Below are 15,106 nucleotides of genomic sequence, written 5' to 3' on the forward strand. Positions count from 1 at the left end.
TTACTGTCCTCCCTTCAATACTTTTAGTTGCACACCAGCCTGACGAATGGCATCTTGAGCGCTTATCAAGGCTTCTTTTTCTCCTGACAAGACAACCACAAGTTCACCTACAGGAGTACCATCCAAAATTTCAATGTTTCCATAGAGAATATTAGCTGTTACTTGGTAGTGCTTGTACAATTCATTCAAAAGCGGCTCATCTGTAGAAGCGCCTGCATACTTGAGTTGTACCAAAATGCTGTTTTCAGATAAGTGCTCTACGATTTCCTGTTTCTCAATCTTGACCATAGCTTCATCGATACCTGTCGCAGTCGAGATAAAGTCCTGAGTCAATGGTTGCTTAGGATCAGAGAAGATTTCAAGAACGCTACCTTCCTCAATCAAGCGACCATCCTGCATCACTGCCACACGGTTAGCAATGTCTTTGACAATCTGCATCTCGTGTGTAATCAAGACAATCGTCAAACCTAGTTTACGATTCAATTCTTGCAAGAGTGACAAGATTTGTTTCGTTGTCTTTGGATCAAGAGCTGAAGTTGACTCGTCTGAAATCAAAATTTTTGGATCATTAGCTAAGGCACGTGCAATAGCCACACGTTGTTTTTGACCTCCAGAAAGCTGTGAAGGGTAGTTTTCGGCACGGTCCGCAAGACCAACCAAGTCAAGCAGTTTAGCTACTTTAGCCTTCTTTTCTTCCTTGCTGAGTCCAGAGTGTTTAAGGGCAAAGGCTACATTCTCCTCTGCTGTCTTCTGGCTCATCAGGTTGAAATGCTGGAAAATCATCCCGATATCCTGACGTTTACGACGCAACTGCTCTGCCGTCAAGGTCACCTTGCCATCAAAAATCACATCGTCGTCAATGGTAATTTTGCCTGCAGATGGCTTTTGTAAGAGGTTAATAACACGAACTAGGGTTGATTTCCCTGCTCCAGAATATCCAACGATTCCGTAGATATCCCCTTCTTGGATGTGAATAGTCACATCCTTGACCGCTGTGATGGTTCTTTTCTTTTGGTGAAAAGTCACATCGATCTGATCTAACTTGATAATATCTCTACTCATAGCTTCTAATCAGCTCCTCTACTAATTCAATATGGGTGTAATAATCGGCGATTCGTACATTCTCATCTCCACCATGGTCTCGGCTATTAGCATTTCCTAGACCAAAGGCAACCATAGGTACTTCTAAGGCATCGAATACCGTATGCATAGGTCCTGTCCCAGCTGTAGTCGGCAAGACTGAAACGCCCTGTGGATAGAATTTCTTAGCCAACTCGATCACATTGAGAATGGCTAGTGCACTCATATCGCTCCGATAACTCATCTCACCCAAGGTATAGTATAATTCTACCTTATCAAAGCCATTTTTGTCTAGTTGTTTCCGGATTTTATCCAAAACATCATGTGGGTCCAAGCCAGGAACCAAACGAACTTCTAGCTTGGCACTAGCCTCTGCTGGTAGAATCGTTTTAACTCCTTGCCCCTGATAACCAGACTGAATCCCTTCGATATTGAGTGCTGGTTCAAAGAAGAAACGCTTTAGAAAGGCTGTACGTTCCTCTTGTAAAAGTGGCAATTCCAAGCCATAAATCTGGCTGATTTCCTCTGGATTGCGTTGAGCATAGGTTTCAACCAAGGCTAACTCTCGTTCATTAGGCTCTTGAACCTCATCGTACAAGCCCTCAACTAAAATACGTCCATCTGCAGCTCGCAAACTAGTCAAGGCTTGAATCAGATACCAAGGCGCTGACTCTACAATACCGCCATAGCTAGAGTGGATATCCACATCGGCACTCTTGACCTTGGCATCAAAAGTCACAATTCCTTTGTTCCCACCAGAGATTTCTAGCTGTTCCAAGGCATTTTTGGTTCCTTGTTCCCAGACCAATAAATCTGCACCACGAAGCTTGTCCGCATGTTTTTCTAGATATTTGTCCAAGTCCATAGAGGCAGATTCCTCTGCGCCTTCCATGATGAAACTGATATTGACTGGTAGATCATCATGATGCTGCATGTATTTTCTAAGAGCACTCAAGCGGGCAGTGATATGTCCCTTGTCATCATCAACCCCGCGTCCATACATGATGCCATCACGGACAGAAAGCGTAAATGGATCCTCTGTCCAGACTTGGTCGCCATCCGCAGGTACTGTGTCATAGTGGTTGTAGAAAATGATAGTCTTGGCATTTGGGCGTGAACTTTTAAAATGCGCCATGACAAAGGGTGCCGTATAACTCTCATCAATCTCGACCTCTGCACCTACACGCTTGAAGATCTCGCCTAGATAACGAGCCACTTCTTTCAAGCCGACTTGTTGGGCAAAGACTGATTTTTTAGAAATCAGGGTCCGCAAAACTTCAAAGTAATGTTGCGCCACATGATCCTTTTCAAACTTTTCAATTTGTTCTTCTTGGCTAGGGAAAACCATTTTCTCTCTACCTTTCTACTAGGACTTGTACCTTTGGAATCAATACAAGTGGATGTTCCTTTTCTTTAGTCTCTATATAAAAGCAAGAGGTGGAAAAAATCTCTCCCACCTCCCTGTGTTTATTACCAAACTGGTTGATCCAAGCCGTCTGAAGTTTCTTCGATGACTTTTTTCACTTCGTCAGTGTGGTAAGCTGCGATAATTTTCTTGATTGCATCAGCTTTAGGTGATGATTCCCAATCTTTTTTCGCAACGATGATGTTGTACCATTGTTTTGAGTTTTCGTCAGCTTGCTCTTTAAAGAGTGCTTTCTTGTAGTCCAATTTTGCTTCTGTAACAAAAGTGTTGTTTACAACTGCTGCATCAACTGATGTCAATGAACGAGCTGTTTGGCTAGCATCCAACTCAGTGATTTTCAAGTTCTTTGGATTTTCTTTGATGTTTGCGATTGTAGCAAGTTCAGTTCCTGAAACATCCAATTTAATCAAACCTGCTGATTGAAGAAGGTAAAGGGCACGGCTTTCGTTAGTAGCATCGTTTGGAATTGCGATTTCACCGTTATTTGGGATTTCTTCCACTTTAGTGTACTTGTTTTCTTCCCCGTTTTTACCTGAGTAAAGGCGGATTGGTGAGATATAAGTATCTGCAATCGCTACAAGGTCTTTACCGTTTTCTTTGTTCCAGTTGTTCAAGAAGTTGTAGTGTTGGAAAGCGTTCAAGTCTACTTCACCATCAGCAGTTGCTTTGTTTGGTTGTGAGTAGTCTGTAAACTCTGTGAATTCCAATTTAATCCCGTCTTTTTCAACCAATTCTTGGACTTTATCCCAACGTGCTTCTTCTGAACCACTACGGTTAACAGTTGCGATTTTAACTGTAGTTGTGTTGTCTGCTTTCTTGTCTGAATTTCCGCAAGCTGCAAGTGCAAGGCCTGCTACTGTAGCGATAGCTGCTACGCCTAACCATTTTTTAATTTTCATGATTCGTTCTCCTTTAAAAATAATACTGTAATAGTATCTCACACTTTATTTGATTTCGCAAATTGTTAATAGATAGGAAGACCTATAGTTTGAAACTATATACCTACAGAATGGAAAATCATCCATCTACCAGAGAATGGATGATTTAAAAATTTATTTAATATCAGCTTCTGCTGGCAGATAAGAACCGCCAAAGAACTGTTGAGATAGCTTTTCAAGGGTTCCATCTTTATATAATTCTTGGATGCGTTTGTCCACAAATGCCTTCAACTCATCTTGACCTTTGGCAAGAAGTGGGTATACGTAAGGTTGTTGGTCGCTTGGAAGTTCGATAACTTTCAAGTTATCCAAACCTTGGTCCTTGATGACTGTTTCAACACCGATTTTATCAAAAATCTTGTAGTCAAATCGGCCATCACTCAAACGTACCATGATTTGTTGGAAGTCCCCTTTAACGTAGTTAAGGATAGTTGGGTTATCTGAGTGTTGTTTGTTGTAGTCTTCTAGCTGTTTAGCAGATGTTGTTCCTTGAACAACTTCTGTTGATTTTCCACCGATATCATCAAACGATTTGATGCTAGAGTCATCTTTTTTCACTACAAGAACGTTAGGGTTTTTAGCAGTTGGAGCTGCATAAAGGTATTTTTCAGCACGTTCTTTAGTGTAGCTGATGTTGCTAACAGCCATTTGGTAACGATCAGCATCAAGTCCTGCAAAAACACCTGACCACTCTGTCTTCTCAAACTTGACAGTATACTTGTCAGAATCTTTAAAGATAGCGCGAACCACTTCAATCTCGTAACCAGTCAATTCGCCATTTTCTTCATAGTTGAATGGTTTTGGTGTAGCATTGGTTACAACGATAATTTCTTTTTTACTAGATGTTGCTTCACCAGATGCAGCATCTTTCTTTTCACCGCCTGAGCAAGCTACCAATACACCCGCGGCTACAAGCCCTAGGGCAGCAAGTGATGAATATTTAACGATTTTTTTCATGATATTTCCTCCAAAATAGAATACAATCTTATCTTAACAGAAAAAAAGGGATTACGCTATTATATGATTTCTATATTTGTGATAGGTTTTCTTTATGGCTGATTAAAAGACCAAACGTAGGACTGCTATCAAGACCACCCCAAAGAGAACGGTCCCCACCAGATTGCGGTAACGAAAGGCGACAAAAGCCGTTGGAAAGACTGCTAAAAAGTCTAACCACTTTATCTGCGGGAGACTTCCAACTTTTCCTGTCACCACACTTGAAAGGATCAAGGCAAAGATAATAGAAACTGGTAGAAATTTCAAAAAGCGCTCTACGATAGGCGGCAAACCCTTGTACTTGGCTAGAATAAAAGGAATCATTCTTGGAATCCAAGTCACCAAGCCAGAAAAGACAATTGCTAATAAAATATACTTACTGACCATCCAAGACCACCCCCATGGTACAACCTAGCAAGGTCGCAAACAGAACAGCTAATGACTGAGACACCACCGTCAAGAGCAAAAAGAAAGATACAGCTACTACTCCAAGAATGATGAAGAGATTGCGTAAGGGAATCCGTTTTTGCATAATCTGAAACTGGGAAGTAAAAATCCCAATAAACATCCCCACTAGGGCGAAATCTAAGCCAAAAATTTCTGGATTTGGTAGAAGTCCACCTAGAGCAGTTCCGACAACAGTTCCGACAAACCAAGCTACATAGCTGTTAAGATTGTTCCCGTGCATCCACATAGGATTGACCTTATCCGTATGCACCAACTCGCCCATCAAAACGCCATAGGTCTCATCGGTCAAAAGACTGGACATGCCGATATTGTGCCAAAGACTGGTATGGCGAAAATAGGTCGATGCATGCAAACTGAGCAAGAAGAGACGCAAATTGATCAAAAAGACCGTCATGGCAATGGCTGCCACAGGCGCTTGAACTGCTATCAAGGCTATCATGGCAAACTGAGCACTCCCAGCATAAACAAAAAGACTCATCAGACCCATTTCTACTGGTGTCACATATGGCGAACCGATAATGCCACAGGCAAGACCGATGCTAACATAGCCCAGAGCTGTCGGCACCGCAGCCTGCACACCCTCCCAAAATCCTTTTTCTTTCATTGACTTCCTCACTAATCATTCCTTCAGCAACTGCTTTCCAAACAGTCACAGCAAACATCATTATAACATATTCGTAAAATAGAAAAAAGTCTGCTGATTGACAAGAACAGAAAAAGACTGGGAGGCCAGTCTCATGATGCAACTTATAAACTATTTTAGATTTAATACCCAAATACCAATAAACTAACAACGATTAAAAATGTATTCCACACGATATGAAGAGCCATTGGCCAATAAACTGAACGAGTATAACGAAATAGCATACAGAACAAGAGTCCTGCACCTGCATAAACGATGAAATCTGTTAACACCCAGCCATACTGTAAAACATGGATAAGACTAAAGAGTGTGGAGGAAACGACGACATCTATATAGTACTTTTTAAATTTGGATAGTGCTGTCATCAGAAGCCCACGAAAAACCAACTCTTCAACGATAGGAGCAATGAGACTGCCATAGAGAATGCGCATTAAAAAGTAACTAATTCCTGTCAAATTAGCAGCTTCTTTCATCATTTCGCTCCCATTTTGCGTGCTAGGAAAAATCAGAGTCGTTATATTTACCCACACAAACATCAGTATAAAGAAAAGAAAGAAGACACCCAGATAAGCCCAACGAAACTGGTAGCGACCGTATTCGTCCCAACCTTGACTCTTTACAAGAACCACAGTAGCAGTAATCCCCTCAAGGGCGATTAATAAAATTTGCAAGCCATAAAACTCAGAATCTGATAATTGGTTAACAAATTCTAACCTTGCTACACAATTAAAAATTAAGTAATAGGTGGCTATTATCAAAACAGTTGTCAAGTAAAATTTCGTTTCTTTCCTTTTCATCGTTGATCCTTTTAAGTTTTAGTTATACCATCTTCCAGCTAAACGTACCCAAATCCCTTTTATCCAATCAAAAGCACCACGACGAGGACTCATCCCTTGATTTAAGATTCTTAAAATCCACTAAAATAACAAAGGCAGAATTTGACCAATGGCATTATCAACTATATGCAGTCCAATAGACCAATAAATAGACTTTGTCACTCTAAAAAAGACTGCCATTATTAGACCACCACCCATATATACGAAAAAGTCTGTCAAGACCCAACCATGACTACTGATATGCAAGATTCCAAATAAAGCAGCTGAACCAAGCACATCCAGTCCCCACTTCTTCCCTTTTTCCAGAGCTGTCATCACCAATCCACGATAGATCATCTCTTCAAAAATGGGACCTGCAATCACTGGATAGAAAAAATACATCAAAAATGCAGTAGGACCTGTAAAAGTAGGAACATCCAGTTGATAAGAAATTTCATTTTGGGTGGACGGGAAAATAAAAAAGGTAACGAAATTCCAAACAAAAAACGCTAGAAGAGCTAAAAAGAAATAGAAAAGATAGGACACTTTAAATTTTCTGCTATTGATTTGTTGCCATTTTCCTGACCAAATCATGGCAACAAGAGCAAGCAAAACCACAAGAAAATTCAACATCATATCCGTAAAATAATAGCCAAAATCAGATAGACCAGCAGCCAAGTCGCTGTGTAAAACCAGACGAATGAAAAACTGGTCCGCAATGATAAGTAGAATAGCTACAAACAAGTAGTAGCGTGAGATTATCTTTTTCATATATCACCCTTCTAAAATCCAAACACCAATAAACTAACAATGAGCAAGAAGGTATTCCATGAAGCATGTAAAGCTATGGTCCAATAAATAGAGCGTGTATAGCGAAACATCATGCAAAATATCAAGCCCATTACAAAGTAGAGTATGAAATCTGTCGTTATCCAACCATGCTGTAAAACATGCATAGCGCCAAATATGGCAGCAGAAACAAGGACATCAATATAGTAGTTTTTAAATTTAGAGAAGCTTGTCATCAAAAAACCACGACACACTATTTCTTCTGCTATAGGTGCGATAAGGCTACCGTAAAGTACACGCGTAATAAAATAGCTAAACCCTGTCAAACTAGTGGCTACTTCCACTACCGTACTTCCATTTTGCGTACGAGGAAAGATACGAGTTGCTAGATTTGCCCACACAAATAATAAGAAAAAAGAAAGAATGAAAACACACAGGTAAGACCAACGAAACTGGAAACGACCATACTCTTTCCAATGTTCACTTTTGACAAAAATAATTGTAGCTACAGTTCCCAGAATAAATACCAATACAACCTGGAACACATAGTAGAACTCATCCGACAAAGTATTCGTAAAGTATGGATGCATGACCACATTGAATATAAGGTAGCTGGCCAAGATTAATAATCCAGTTGCTAGATGAAATTTCATTTCTTTCATTTTCTTCATTCAATCAACTCCTATAGTATCCTACCTTCTACTACGCTTAAACAACTCACCTGTTGGATCTACAGCCCAAGCAAAAGCACCACGATGAGGACTCATACCTTGATTTATGATTCTCAAAATCCTCTAAAACAGCAAAGGAAGTATATGCCCGATACCGTTATAGACTATATGCAGTCCAATAGGCCAATAAATAGACTTTGTCACTCTAAACAAGACCGCAAATATAATACCACCGCCCATATATACGAAAAAGTCTGTCAAGACCCAACCATAATTACTGATATGCAAAATTCCAAATAAAGCAGCAGAACCAAGCACATCCAGTCCCCATTTTTTCCCTTTTTCCAAAGCGGTCATCACCAATCCACGATAAATCATCTCTTCAAAAATGGGACCTGCAATCACAGGATAGAAAAAATACATCAAAAATGCCGTAGCGCCTGTAAAAGTCGGAGCAGCGAGTTGGTAAGCAAGTCCATTTTGGGTAGGTGGGAATAGGAAAAATTTAATAAAATTCCAAATAAATAAAGCAAGAAAAGCTAAAAAGGAATAAAAAAGATAGGACCATTTAAATTTTCTACTGTTGATTTGTTGCCATTTTCCTGCTCCTACCATAAAAATAAAAACAAGCAGAATCACAAGAAAGTTCAACATCATATCCGAAAAATAATAGCCAAATTTAGATAGACCAGCAGCAAAGTCGCTGTATAAAACTAGACTACTGAACTCCTGGTAAACTATGACCAGTAGCATGGCTACAAAAAAGTAGTAGCGTGAGATGATCTTTTTCATTCTTTTTTCTCCTATACTATGGAATGAAGACAGTATAACACGAAAAATTCCATATTTTTAAAAATCGCATATTTGACATTTTTTCTGATAGGAATTTCACATTTGCGATTTCTAACTAATCGATAAGTGCTTTGTATTGCTGTAAACGTAATTCAAAAAGTGCTGATAATTGTGGGTTTTCTAATATTTGCAGAGATTGGATAAAGTGTTCAATCTCTTTTTGATTGCTTCCCTTGGTCTGAAGGAAAACACTCAATTTTTTTAAAAATTGCCATGATACTTTCTCAAAAACATCATAGGGACGCAGCATACTCTCCAACTCAGCTTCAAAGATTGGGATGTAAGAGAAAAGTTTGCGCTCCATGAACTCTGAGATGATATTGAGATACCCACTCTTCATATACAGTCGATTGTGTACTAACTCTTTAAATTCCTTGGATTTTTCAAGTAAGGAGGTTGATAAAAAGATCAGATCTTGATTGCTCAAAAAAGGCATGGTATTGCAAAAGATATAGAGTTCAAACCAGGTCCAAGACTCAATAGCGTAGAGATAGGTGGTCAAAAACTCGCTATCCTCCTCTGCTAGTGGGTAGCTTTTATCTAGTGAATGGATAGCATCTTTAATCACAATAGAGTTCAAACGACGATAGGTCTGCGCCATCTGTTCTTGCTCGACTTCCTCCAAGAGTTGCTCTAAACCAGCTATATCTTGATGGGCAAAGCGATCCACAATCCTTCTACCAATTCGCATATGTGGAGATTCTTGGTAGTTGTTGAGTTTGTGTCCAAACTCATCAAAGGTCATATTGATTCCTTGGATAGCTAGAATTAACTTATCCGCAGACAGCATAGACTGCCCTAGTTCAAACTTGGATAGCTGAGATGCTGTTAGTCCAGCACAAGCCACATCTGACTGCTTGAGCTTTCTTGCCAGGCGCAATTCCTTGTAAAATTCTCCTAATTCCTGTTTTTCAATCATAGGAAAGCTCCCTTTTTAAAATTCCCTTTACTATTCTATTCGTAAAAACTTTTTACTTTTTTAATATATTATAAAATATTTTAGCAAAAAAGCCAGCTTCAAGCTGACTTTTCATTCTATAGTATCAAAAGCGAGGCTAGGTTTGGCATTTAGCTCCAATCCTGCAAAGTTTTCTTTGTTCCACTCACTGACGCTGGCATAGGCAATCATGCCTGCATTGTCCCCGCAAAGTCGCAGAGGTGGAATGATAACCTTGACATCGGTGATTTCGGCTGCTAGACGTTCTCTAAGACCTTTATTTGCAGCTACACCACCAGCCACAACTAGGGTTTTAACAGGGTATTTTTCTAAGGCTTTCTTGGTTTTAGCCATGAGAATATCCATGACTGCAGCTTGGAAAGAAGCAGATAGGTCTTCCTTGGACAAGCTTTCTCCCTTTTGCTCGGCATTGTGGTGAAGATTGATAAAGGCAGACTTCAAACCTGAGAATGAAAACTCCAGATTATCTTCCTTGATCATAGCACGTGGGAAATCATAAATATCCTGACCTTGGTGGGCTAACTCGTCAATCTCCCGACCTGCTGGATAGGTCAAGCCCATGACACGGCCGACCTTGTCATAGGCCTCACCAACCGCATCATCACGGGTTTCACCAACAATCTTATAATCACCAGCCTCAGAAACATAGACCAACTCTGTGTGTCCACCACTGACTAATAGAGCTAGTAAGGGGAATTCCAAGGGCTCGACACTTTGAGCTGCCATGAGGTGGCCAGCCATGTGGTTAACGGGAATCAGCGGAAGTCCATGTGCCCAAGCAAAGGCCTTGGCAGCTGACAAACCAACAAGCAAGGCTCCGACCAAGCCTGGTCCATAAGTAACCGCAACAGCTGTTACATCTTCTTCTGTAATCCCTGCTTCTGCCAGCGCCTCCTCGATACAGGCTGTAATGACCTCAACATGGTGACGACTGGCCACTTCTGGCACTACACCACCAAAACGTTTGTGACTCTCAATCTGACTAGCAATGACATTGGATAAGAGCTCGTCATCGTTTTTTAAGACGGCGACACTGGTCTCATCACAAGATGTCTCAAATGCTAAAATATATCTATCCTTCATCTATTTCTCTCTTCATGATAATGGCATCCTCGACTGGATTATGGTAATAGGCCTTTCGCTCAGCGATGACCGCCATCTTTTCTTTCTTGTAAAATACTTGCGCTCGATGATTCGACTTCCTGACTTCGAGGAAAATCTCCTTATCAGTCGGTAATTGAGCAAACAAGGCTGACGCAATTCCCTGACCCTGATAGGCTCCTTTGACAGCGATTTGCAGGACTTCTGCCTCAAAAAGATTCTCCTGAACAGCTAGAAAGCCGATCACATTTATCCCATCGTAAGCTAAAGCATACCAGGTTTGGTCTTGGGACAGGTCTGCTTGGATTTGTTCCAGCGTCCAAGGACTGACTGGGTAAACATCTGCCATGACAGCGTAGATGGCTTGAGCCAAGTCTGGTCGCTGTTGGATTCGTTTGATTTCTATCATAGACGCTTAATGTAGGACTCGCCAGACTCGGTGTGATTCTTGAGCCAGTTTTCCTCAGCTTCGACACGCTTGAGATAGTTTGGCACAAAGTCGTGCAAGGAGTCTGCTTCCTTGTCCCAGGCCCAGAGGGCTAGGTTAGCTGCATTTGGCAAGGTTTCTTGGTAGTTGGCTTGTGGCAGTTGTTCTTGAATCTGCTCCACAAAGGCTCCCACTTCACCGACAAAAGTGACTTGTTCAGCATCCTTGACTTGCTCCAAGACTTCTGCAAAGGACAGATGCGCCTCTGGAAAGACAGGCTGAGCATTTTCATAAAATCCTGCATAAACATTGTTGCGACGCGCATCCATCAAAGGTACAACAAGACCTACTTGCTGACTTGGTACCAGTGCCAAAAGGCTTGACATGCCCACTAACTCAATGTTTAAGGTATGAGCTAAGGTCTTGGCAGTCGCCACCGCAATTCGCAGACCTGTATAGCTACCAGGTCCTTCTGCCACGACGATTCGATCCAAATCCTTGGGTGTCAAATCTAGACTAGCCATCAAAAAATCGATGGCTGGCATAAGGGTAATACTGTGATTTTTTTTGATATTGATTGTCGTCTCGGCAAGAAGCTGTTTGTCCTCTAAAATAGCGAGAGAAAGAGCCTTGCTAGACGTATCAAATGCTAATACTTTCATAACACATTCCTATCTTTTTGTCTGTTTACTATTATACTACAAAAGAAGGCACATGGGAATTTTCTTTGTTTTGTATCAAAAATCACAGTGAAAAGAAATCTTCAAAAAAATCACAACTTTTCCTTTTCGTTTCCGAATATAAAAGTGAACAAGAAAAAAAGAGGAAAGTTCAATGACAAATTTCGAAAATATTGACAATCAATTTGTATCGCTATCTGAAAATGAATTATCAGATATTGATGGTGGTCTCGCTCCCTTGGTTATCTTTGGTGTAGCATTTTCTTGGAAAGCTGTTGCTGGTGGAACAGCACTTGTAGGCTCTGGCTTAGCAGCTGGTTATTTTTTAGGAGGTTAGTATGATTAAAGATTTAGACAAATATCGTGAAATTTCTAATAAAGAATTGCAAGAAATCAAGGGTGGTTTTGGTGTCGGTGTTGGTATAGCTTTATTTATGGCAGCTTACACCATTGGAAAAGATCTCCGTAAAAAGTTTGGATAAGTCATGCTAGATAAAAGACACATTTTTAGAAGGATAAATTTTATTTTCTTCATCGCTTACAGTTTGATCAGTATTCTCAACGATTTAAACATTACGACTATACCATTGCCAATTGATTTATCTGTTTGTATTGTTTTATTTTTATGCTTCAACTCTTTTTTTGAACAAAACAATCATAACTGTAAAAATAAGGATAGGGCCTGAAAATATAACCTCTGTTTGAGGGAAAATTGGACTCCGAATTTGAGAAAAAGTTGAAAAATCCACCCTATCTTAATAGTTGGGGTGGATTTTTTTGTAACTAAATTCGCTATCTTTTTATACCAGATATTCGTTCAATCAGCAGATATAAATAAACAACTGAAGCTAAGCATTCAAACCAAAGTAAAATACAAGCCAGACCACATAGGTCACCAGAAGAAGGAAAATGGAATACAGTGTTACAAAGACAATTTTCCAATATACAGCTAGTTTTCTATGTTCTAGACGAAGAAATAGTAGATTGCCACCATAAACACAAGCAACAAATACCGCAAAGACCAGAAGACGAATGACAATAGCTAGTTGAAACATATCGTGCCCTCCTTCATAAGGAAAAACCTCTTTTCTAACTTTATTATAGCACTTGCATCTGATGTCTTCAAATACTTATACAAGGTAAAATGAAACGCATTTCAAGCTCCTTACTTTCATGTTTCCTGCTTTTACTAATTCCCCTTTTTATGTTATAATTGAGATAATTGTAACGAATCAAGGTCAATCCAGACAGAAAATGAAATGGAAACAAACAGCTTCAAGCTGGTAATTTTTTGAATACAGCTGACCTGAAAACAGAAAGGAAACACATGATTTACAAAGTTTTTTATCAAGAAACAAAAGACCGTAGCCCACGTCGTGAAACAACACGCTCACTTTACTTAGACATCGATGCTAGTTCAGAACTTGAAGGACGCATTATTGCCCGTGAACTTGTTGAAAAAAATCGCCCAGAATATAACGTAGAATACATCGAACTCTTATCTGACAAACTACTTGACTACGAAAAAGAAACTGGCGCATTCGAAGTTACGGAGTTCTAATATGGCCTATACTCTTAAACCAGAAGAAGTAGGCGTTTTTGCCATTGGTGGTCTAGGAGAAATCGGTAAAAACACATACGGAATCGAATACCAAGACGAAATCATCATCGTTGATGCAGGGATTAAATTCCCTGAGGACGATCTTCTTGGTATCGACTACGTTATCCCTGATTACTCTTACATTGTCGAAAATATCGACCGCGTCAAGGCTCTCTTGATTACCCACGGACACGAGGACCATATCGGAGGGATTCCGTTCTTGCTCAAGCAAGCAAATATCCCTATCTATGCAGGTCCACTGGCCCTTGCCTTGATCCGTGGAAAACTCGAAGAGCATGGACTTTTACGCAACGCTACACTTCACGAAATCAACCACAACACGGAGTTGACCTTTAAAAATCTTAAAGCAACTTTCTTTAGAACAACCCACTCGATCCCAGAGCCATTGGGAATTGTCATCCATACACCTCAAGGAAAAATCGTCTGTACAGGTGACTTCAAGTTCGACTTTACACCAGTTGGTGAACCTGCAGACTTGCACCGTATGGCAGCCCTAGGTGAAGATGGAGTACTTTGTTTGCTCTCTGACTCGACCAATGCTGAGGTTCCAACCTTTACAAACTCTGAAAAAGTCGTCGGCCAGTCGATCATGAAGATCATCCAAGGTATCGAGGGACGCATCATCTTTGCATCCTTTGCCTCAAATATCTTCCGTCTCCAACAAGCTACTGATGCCGCTGTTAAAACAGGTCGTAAGATTGCTGTCTTTGGACGCTCTATGGAAAAGGCCATTGTCAACGGGATTGAACTTGGTTACATCAAGGCGCCTAAGGGAACCTTTATCGAACCAAATGAAATCAAAGACTATCCTGCGGGTGAGATTCTTATCCTCTGTACAGGTAGTCAGGGCGAGCCAATGGCAGCCCTCTCTCGTATTGCTAACGGAACTCACCGTCAAGTGCAACTCCAACCTGGTGATACTGTTATCTTCTCATCTAGCCCAATTCCAGGAAACACCACTAGCGTTAACAAGCTGATTAACATCATTTCTGAAGCTGGTGTTGAAGTTATCCATGGTAAGATTAACAACATCCATACATCTGGACACGGTGGTCAGCAAGAGCAAAAACTTATGCTCCGCTTGATTAAGCCAAAATACTTCATGCCTGTTCACGGTGAATACCGCATGCAGAAAGTCCACGCTGGACTAGCGGTGGATACTGGCGTAGAGAAGGACAATATCTTTATCATGAGTAATGGTGATGTGCTTGCCCTCACTGCAAACTCTGCTCGTATCGCTGGTCATTTCAACGCCCAAGATATCTATGTCGATGGAAATCGTATCGGTGAAATCGGCGCTGCTGTCCTAAAAGACCGCCGAGACCTATCCGAAGATGGTGTTGTATTGGCTGTCGCAACCGTTGACTTCAAGTCTCAGATGATCCTATCTGGACCAGATATTCTCAGCCGTGGTTTCGTCTACATGCGCGAATCTGGTGACTTGATTCGCCAAAGCCAACGTATCCTTTTCAATGCTATTCGTATCGCTTTGAAAAACAAAGATGCCAGCATCCAATCTGTCAATGGCGCCATCGTAAACGCTATTCGACCATTCCTTTATGAAAATACGGAACGTGAACCAATCATCATTCCGATGATTCTCACACCAGATGAAGAATAAGAAAAAATTCTCTGAAATCG

Annotated in this window: 19 protein-coding genes; 4 read left to right on the forward strand and 15 right to left on the reverse strand. The window is 40.6% G+C overall.

From position 1 onward, the window contains the following. From E7C97_RS02180 to tsaB, 14 genes are all read right to left on the reverse strand, one after another. Complete coding sequence (locus tag E7C97_RS02180) at positions 1 to 1,062, reverse strand: methionine ABC transporter ATP-binding protein (protein ID WP_316107986.1); 1,062 nt, start codon at positions 1,060 to 1,062, stop codon at positions 1 to 3. Further along, positions 1,055 to 2,428, reverse strand: coding sequence for a M20/M25/M40 family metallo-hydrolase (locus E7C97_RS02185; RefSeq protein ID WP_316107987.1), 1,374 nt, complete (start codon positions 2,426 to 2,428; stop codon positions 1,055 to 1,057). The genes E7C97_RS02180 and E7C97_RS02185 overlap by 8 nt, the downstream gene beginning before the upstream one ends. A 122-nt stretch (positions 2,429 to 2,550) precedes the next feature. Continuing rightward, on the reverse strand, positions 2,551 to 3,405 hold the full coding sequence (locus E7C97_RS02190; protein WP_000694516.1) for a MetQ/NlpA family ABC transporter substrate-binding protein: 855 nt from the start codon (positions 3,403 to 3,405) through the stop codon (positions 2,551 to 2,553). A gap of 153 nt (positions 3,406 to 3,558) precedes the next feature. Beyond that, positions 3,559 to 4,401 (reverse strand): amino acid ABC transporter substrate-binding protein, encoded by an 843-nt coding sequence (locus E7C97_RS02195; RefSeq protein ID WP_049502808.1) that lies wholly within the window; start codon positions 4,399 to 4,401, stop codon positions 3,559 to 3,561. 102 nt (positions 4,402 to 4,503) lie between these two features. Then, positions 4,504 to 4,827, reverse strand: a complete 324-nt coding sequence (locus tag E7C97_RS02200) for an AzlD domain-containing protein (RefSeq protein ID WP_045762538.1) — start codon at positions 4,825 to 4,827, stop codon at positions 4,504 to 4,506. Next, positions 4,817 to 5,512: an AzlC family ABC transporter permease gene (locus tag E7C97_RS02205; RefSeq protein WP_316107988.1), complete on the reverse strand. Its 696-nt coding sequence runs from the start codon at positions 5,510 to 5,512 to the stop codon at positions 4,817 to 4,819. The genes E7C97_RS02200 and E7C97_RS02205 overlap by 11 nt, the downstream gene beginning before the upstream one ends. A gap of 161 nt (positions 5,513 to 5,673) precedes the next feature. Then, the gene (locus tag E7C97_RS02210; protein WP_316107989.1) at positions 5,674 to 6,348 is read right to left on the reverse strand and encodes a type II CAAX endopeptidase family protein; all 675 of its coding nucleotides are present in this window, start codon (positions 6,346 to 6,348) and stop codon (positions 5,674 to 5,676) included. Between the two features lie 120 nt (positions 6,349 to 6,468). Further along, the gene (locus E7C97_RS02215; protein ID WP_316107990.1) at positions 6,469 to 7,137 is read right to left on the reverse strand and encodes a CPBP family intramembrane glutamic endopeptidase; all 669 of its coding nucleotides are present in this window, start codon (positions 7,135 to 7,137) and stop codon (positions 6,469 to 6,471) included. 11 nt (positions 7,138 to 7,148) lie between these two features. Continuing rightward, on the reverse strand, positions 7,149 to 7,826 hold the full coding sequence (locus tag E7C97_RS02220; RefSeq protein ID WP_316107991.1) for a type II CAAX endopeptidase family protein: 678 nt from the start codon (positions 7,824 to 7,826) through the stop codon (positions 7,149 to 7,151). Between the two features lie 123 nt (positions 7,827 to 7,949). After that, entirely contained in the window at positions 7,950 to 8,618 is a 669-nt protein-coding gene (locus E7C97_RS02225) for a CPBP family intramembrane glutamic endopeptidase (protein WP_316107992.1), read from the reverse strand. A 115-nt stretch (positions 8,619 to 8,733) separates the two neighbouring features. After that, positions 8,734 to 9,597, reverse strand: a complete 864-nt coding sequence (locus E7C97_RS02230; protein WP_316107993.1) for an XRE/MutR family transcriptional regulator — start codon at positions 9,595 to 9,597, stop codon at positions 8,734 to 8,736. A 111-nt stretch (positions 9,598 to 9,708) separates the two neighbouring features. Continuing rightward, positions 9,709 to 10,719, reverse strand: a complete 1,011-nt coding sequence (tsaD, locus tag E7C97_RS02235; protein WP_316107994.1) for a tRNA (adenosine(37)-N6)-threonylcarbamoyltransferase complex transferase subunit TsaD — start codon at positions 10,717 to 10,719, stop codon at positions 9,709 to 9,711. Next, positions 10,709 to 11,146, reverse strand: coding sequence for a ribosomal protein S18-alanine N-acetyltransferase (rimI, locus tag E7C97_RS02240; protein WP_316107995.1), 438 nt, complete (start codon positions 11,144 to 11,146; stop codon positions 10,709 to 10,711). The genes tsaD and rimI overlap by 11 nt, the downstream gene beginning before the upstream one ends. After that, entirely contained in the window at positions 11,143 to 11,826 is a 684-nt protein-coding gene (gene tsaB, locus E7C97_RS02245) for a tRNA (adenosine(37)-N6)-threonylcarbamoyltransferase complex dimerization subunit type 1 TsaB (RefSeq protein WP_223339138.1), read from the reverse strand. Before tsaB ends, rimI begins: the two co-directional genes overlap by 4 nt. Before the next feature lie 172 nt (positions 11,827 to 11,998). On the opposite strand from tsaB, the gene E7C97_RS02250 reads away from it, so the two are divergent. Further along, on the forward strand, positions 11,999 to 12,181 hold the full coding sequence (locus E7C97_RS02250; protein WP_316107996.1) for a class IIb bacteriocin, lactobin A/cerein 7B family: 183 nt from the start codon (positions 11,999 to 12,001) through the stop codon (positions 12,179 to 12,181). 1 nt (position 12,182) lies between these two features. Then, positions 12,183 to 12,326, forward strand: a complete 144-nt coding sequence (gene cibB / locus E7C97_RS02255) for a fratricide two-peptide bacteriocin subunit CibB (RefSeq protein ID WP_049531151.1) — start codon at positions 12,183 to 12,185, stop codon at positions 12,324 to 12,326. A 366-nt stretch (positions 12,327 to 12,692) separates the two neighbouring features. Here the strand turns inward: cibB and E7C97_RS02260 are convergent, their stop codons facing one another. Next, entirely contained in the window at positions 12,693 to 12,899 is a 207-nt protein-coding gene (locus E7C97_RS02260; protein WP_060955078.1) for a hypothetical protein, read from the reverse strand. Between the two features lie 272 nt (positions 12,900 to 13,171). Between E7C97_RS02260 and E7C97_RS02265 the strand changes: the two genes are divergently transcribed. Then, entirely contained in the window at positions 13,172 to 13,405 is a 234-nt protein-coding gene (locus E7C97_RS02265) for a DNA-dependent RNA polymerase subunit epsilon (protein WP_016466408.1), read from the forward strand. A 1-nt stretch (position 13,406) separates the two neighbouring features. Beyond that, positions 13,407 to 15,086: a ribonuclease J1 gene (rnjA, locus tag E7C97_RS02270; protein ID WP_316107999.1), complete on the forward strand. Its 1,680-nt coding sequence runs from the start codon at positions 13,407 to 13,409 to the stop codon at positions 15,084 to 15,086. Positions 15,087 to 15,106 lie beyond the last annotated feature (20 nt).

Source organism: Streptococcus sp., assembly GCF_032481935.1.
In the GTDB taxonomy this organism is placed as follows: Bacteria; Bacillota; Bacilli; order Lactobacillales; family Streptococcaceae; genus Streptococcus.

Excerpts from the sequence above, each read along its gene's own strand:
- E7C97_RS02180 (WP_316107986.1), bottom strand. The coding sequence starts at position 1,062 with ATGAGTAGAGATATTATCAAGTTAGATCAGATCGATGTGACTTTTCAC.
- E7C97_RS02185 (WP_316107987.1), bottom strand. The coding sequence starts at position 2,428 with ATGGTTTTCCCTAGCCAAGAAGAACAAATTGAAAAGTTTGAAAAGGAT.
- E7C97_RS02190 (WP_000694516.1), bottom strand. The coding sequence starts at position 3,405 with ATGAAAATTAAAAAATGGTTAGGCGTAGCAGCTATCGCTACAGTAGCA.
- E7C97_RS02195 (WP_049502808.1), bottom strand. The coding sequence starts at position 4,401 with ATGAAAAAAATCGTTAAATATTCATCACTTGCTGCCCTAGGGCTTGTA.
- E7C97_RS02200 (WP_045762538.1), bottom strand. The coding sequence starts at position 4,827 with ATGGTCAGTAAGTATATTTTATTAGCAATTGTCTTTTCTGGCTTGGTG.
- E7C97_RS02205 (WP_316107988.1), bottom strand. The coding sequence starts at position 5,512 with ATGAAAGAAAAAGGATTTTGGGAGGGTGTGCAGGCTGCGGTGCCGACA.
- E7C97_RS02210 (WP_316107989.1), bottom strand. The coding sequence starts at position 6,348 with ATGAAAAGGAAAGAAACGAAATTTTACTTGACAACTGTTTTGATAATA.
- E7C97_RS02215 (WP_316107990.1), bottom strand. The coding sequence starts at position 7,137 with ATGAAAAAGATAATCTCACGCTACTACTTGTTTGTAGCTATTCTACTT.
- E7C97_RS02220 (WP_316107991.1), bottom strand. The coding sequence starts at position 7,826 with ATGAAGAAAATGAAAGAAATGAAATTTCATCTAGCAACTGGATTATTA.
- E7C97_RS02225 (WP_316107992.1), bottom strand. The coding sequence starts at position 8,618 with ATGAAAAAGATCATCTCACGCTACTACTTTTTTGTAGCCATGCTACTG.
- E7C97_RS02230 (WP_316107993.1), bottom strand. The coding sequence starts at position 9,597 with ATGATTGAAAAACAGGAATTAGGAGAATTTTACAAGGAATTGCGCCTG.
- tsaD (WP_316107994.1), bottom strand. The coding sequence starts at position 10,719 with ATGAAGGATAGATATATTTTAGCATTTGAGACATCTTGTGATGAGACC.
- rimI (WP_316107995.1), bottom strand. The coding sequence starts at position 11,146 with ATGATAGAAATCAAACGAATCCAACAGCGACCAGACTTGGCTCAAGCC.
- tsaB (WP_223339138.1), bottom strand. The coding sequence starts at position 11,826 with ATGAAAGTATTAGCATTTGATACGTCTAGCAAGGCTCTTTCTCTCGCT.
- E7C97_RS02250 (WP_316107996.1), top strand. The coding sequence starts at position 11,999 with ATGACAAATTTCGAAAATATTGACAATCAATTTGTATCGCTATCTGAA.
- cibB (WP_049531151.1), top strand. The coding sequence starts at position 12,183 with ATGATTAAAGATTTAGACAAATATCGTGAAATTTCTAATAAAGAATTG.
- E7C97_RS02260 (WP_060955078.1), bottom strand. The coding sequence starts at position 12,899 with ATGTTTCAACTAGCTATTGTCATTCGTCTTCTGGTCTTTGCGGTATTT.
- E7C97_RS02265 (WP_016466408.1), top strand. The coding sequence starts at position 13,172 with ATGATTTACAAAGTTTTTTATCAAGAAACAAAAGACCGTAGCCCACGT.
- rnjA (WP_316107999.1), top strand. The coding sequence starts at position 13,407 with ATGGCCTATACTCTTAAACCAGAAGAAGTAGGCGTTTTTGCCATTGGT.